Source organism: Frankia sp. CcCS3, from assembly GCF_977927575.1.
Genome location: NZ_CDWRCL010000312.1, coordinates 1 through 3,484, shown reverse-complemented (window position 1 = coordinate 3,484; position 3,484 = coordinate 1). Strand labels below are relative to the sequence as shown.

Annotated in this window: 1 protein-coding gene; it reads right to left on the bottom strand. The window is 76.8% G+C overall.

Features of this window, described 5'->3' with window-relative positions:
- On the bottom strand, positions 1-3,484 hold a 3,484-nt coding region (locus AC08OQ_RS18450; RefSeq protein WP_476612257.1), incomplete at both ends, for an amino acid adenylation domain-containing protein.

Here is a 3,484-nt window from a genome sequence, read left to right as displayed (position 1 = left end):
GGGCAGCGCCGCCCGGTCCAGCTTGCCGTTGACCGTGCGGGGCAGCCGGTCCAGCGCGACGAACGCCTGCGGGAGCAGGTACGCCGGCAGCACGCGGGCCGCGTGGGCCCGGGCCGACGCGACCGGGTCCGGGCCGCTCCCCGGCCCGGGTACCAGGTAGGCGACGAGCTGGAGCGCGGGCGGGGCGTCCGGGCGGAAGACGACCGCCGCCGTCCCGACGCCGGGCGCCGCCTCCAGCGCCCGTTCGATCTCGCCGGGCTCGACCCGGAACCCGCGCAGTTTGATCTGATCGTCCGCGCGCCCGAGGAAGGCGAGCGAGCCGTCGGGCCGGCGGCGGGCGAGGTCGCCGGTGCGGTACATCCGCGCGCCGGGCGCCACGAACGGGTCGGCCACGAACGGGTCGGCCACGAACCGGCCGGCCGTCAGGCCGGGGCGGCCCAGGTAGCCCCGGGCCAGCCCGGGACCGGACAGGTACAGCTCGCCGGCCACCCCGTCCGGGACCGGCGCCAGAGCGGCGTCCAGCAAGTAGGCCCGGGTGTTGGCGACAGGCGCGGCCCAGCCCGGGTCCGGGCCGGTGCCGGCCGGCGCTGGCACAGCGCCGGCGCTGTGCCAGCCGTAGGCGTCGACCGAGTACTCGGTCGGCCCGTACAGGTCGTGGGCCACCATCCCGGGGATGGAGCACAGCCGCTCCCACAGTGGCGGCGGGGTGGCCTCGCCGCCGACCAGCAGCACGCCCGGCCGGTGGCTCGTCGTGCCGGGGGACCCCGGCCGGAGGAACCCCTGGCTCATCAGCTCCTGGAGGTAGGTCGGGGTCAGGTCGAGCACGTCGATCCGGGCCCGCTCGATGTAGTCGACGAGGGCGGCCGCGTCCCGCGCGGTGAGCTCGTCGACGACATGCACCTCGTGCCCGGCCAGCAGCCACAGCAACGGCTCCCACGAGCCGTCGAAGCTGAACGAGGCCGCGTGCAGTACCCGCTGAGCGTCCCGGTCCGGGCCGGCGGCGTGCTCGGCCGGCGCGATGAGGTCGACCACGTGGGAGACGAACAAGTTGACCAGGCCCCGGTGGGTGCCGACGACCGCCTTGGGGACACCCGTGGACCCCGAGGTGTAGATCACGCTGGCCGCGCCGGCCGGGTCCGGCCGGGCAGCGGCTGGACCGGCTGGACTGTAAAGGGCGGGGGCGTCGAGGGCGGGGGCGTCGAGCGATAGGACAGGAGCGGCGACGGCCGGCAGCCGGTCGGCCAAGGCCCGGGTGGTGAGGACGACACTCGGTGCCGCGTCGGCCAGCAGGAACGCCAGCCGCTCCGCCGGCTGCTCGACGTCGATCGGCAGGTAGCTCGCGCCCGCCGCCAACACACCGAAGATCGCCGGGACCGTCAGCGCGCGGGGCAGCGCGAGCGCCACCACCGCCTCCGGGGGGGTGCCCAGCCGGGAAAGCCGGCCCGCGATCCGGCCGACCTGGGTCGCCAGCTCGGCGAACGTCGTCCGGCTCTCGGCGGTGACCAGCGCGACCCGGTCGGGATGGGCGGCCACGGCCCGGGTGAGCAGGTCCGGCACGGTCGTCCCGGCGCCGCCGGGACCGGCGGCGTCACCGGCGTCACCGGGGTCACCGGGGTCACCGGGCAGCGCCCGCTCCGGGCCGGCGGCGCAGCGCAGGGCGGCCGCCCGCTCCTCCTCGTCGGCGATCTCCAGCCGGCTGACCGGTCTGTCGGGGTCACGGACGATCTCGGCCAGCAGGCGGAGCAGCCGGTCGGCCAGCCGGGCGCCGCCGGCCGGCTCGATGACATCGGTGGCGAAGTCGACCAGCACGGTGATCTCGTTGCGGACGGCCCGGTCGACGAACGTCACGTCCAGGTCGAACTTGGCCGTCCCGGCCTCGGGGTTGATCCAGGTCACCGGCCCGCCGAGCAGCTCCCGGCCGTCGTCGGCCAGGTGGTGGTAGCCGGCCATCACCTGGAACAGCGGGTTGATCCCCGGTGTCCGGCGCGGGTTGACCGCCGCGACCACGTCCTCGAACGGGAGGTCCTGGTGGTCGAAGGCGGCCAGGTCGGTCCGGCGGGCCCGGCCCAGCAGATCCCGGAAGGTCGGGTCGCCGGTCAGGTCGGACCGGATCACCAGCGTGTTGACGAAGAAGCCGACGAGCGGGTCGAGCGCGGCGTCGGCCCGGCCGGAGACGGGTACGCCGATCGGGATGTCGTCGCCGGAGCCCAGCCGGTGCAACAGGGTCGCGATGGCCGCGTGGGCGAGCATCGACATGCTCGTCCCGGTCGCCGCGCACAGCGCCCGCAGCCCGATCGCGACCGGGCCGCGCAGGACCCGGGCGGCCCGCCCCGACGCGCCGTCGCGTACGGCCGGGCGCGGCCGGTCCAGCGGCAGCGGGATCTCCTCCGGCAGGCCCCGCAGGGCGGCCAGCCAGAAGTCGAGCTGCCGGGCGGCCAGGCTGCCGTCGACGCCCGGATCGCCGAGCAGGTCGCGTTGCCAGAGCGTGTAGTCGGCGTACTGGACCGGCAACGGCGCCCAGTCCGGCGCGCGCCCGGCCCGCCGGGCGGCGTAGGCCGCGTCCAGGTCGAGCAGGAACGGCCGGTCAGACCACTCGTCGGTCGCGATGTGGTGCAGGACGACGACCAGCACGTCGTCGTCCGGGCCGCGCAGCACGGTCAGCCGTAGCGGCGCCTCGGCGGCCAGGTCGAACGGCTGGGCCGCCGCCCGGGTGATCCGGCCGGTCACCTCGTCGGGGCCGCACTCGACGACGTCGATGGCGGGGGTCGCGGCGACCGGGTCGAGGATCCGCTGGTAGGGCTGGCCGTCGACCGCGGCGACGACCGTGCGCAGGGCCTCGTGCCGGCCGAGGAGGTCGGTGACGGCGGCGCGCAGCGCGTCGACGTCGAGGCGGGCGCCGGTCCGGAACGCGAGCGGGTAGTTGTAGGCGTCGCTCCCGCCGGCCAGCGCCTCGACGAGCCACAGGCGACGCTGCGCCGGCGAGAGCGGGATCCGCTCGGGCCGCTCCCCCGCGACCAGCGGCGGGCGCCCGGTCTCGGCCCGGCCCGCTGCCTTCGCCGCCAGCGCCGCCACCGTCGGTGCCTCGAACAGGTCACGGATGGCCAGATCGACCTCGAGCGCGACCCGGGCCCGGCTGACCACCCGGGTCGCGAGCAGGGAGTGGCCGCCCAGGGCGAAGAAGTCGTCCTCCACCCCGACCTCGGGCAGGCCGAGGACGTCGGCGAACAGCTCGGCCAGGGTGCGCTCCAGCGCCGTGGCCGGCGGCCGGCCGGAGCTCGCCGCCGCCACCGGCTCGGCTGGTGGCAGGGCGGCGACGTCGAGCTTGCCGTTGGCATTGCGGGGGATGGCCGGCAGCGGCACGAACGCCGACGGGACCAGGTAGTCCGGCAGGGCGGCGGCCAGGTCGGAGCGCAGGCGGGCGACAAGCGCGCCGGCGGCGCGGGCGGCTGTCGGGTCGTTCGTGCGCGCCGTGGCCGGGCCGGGC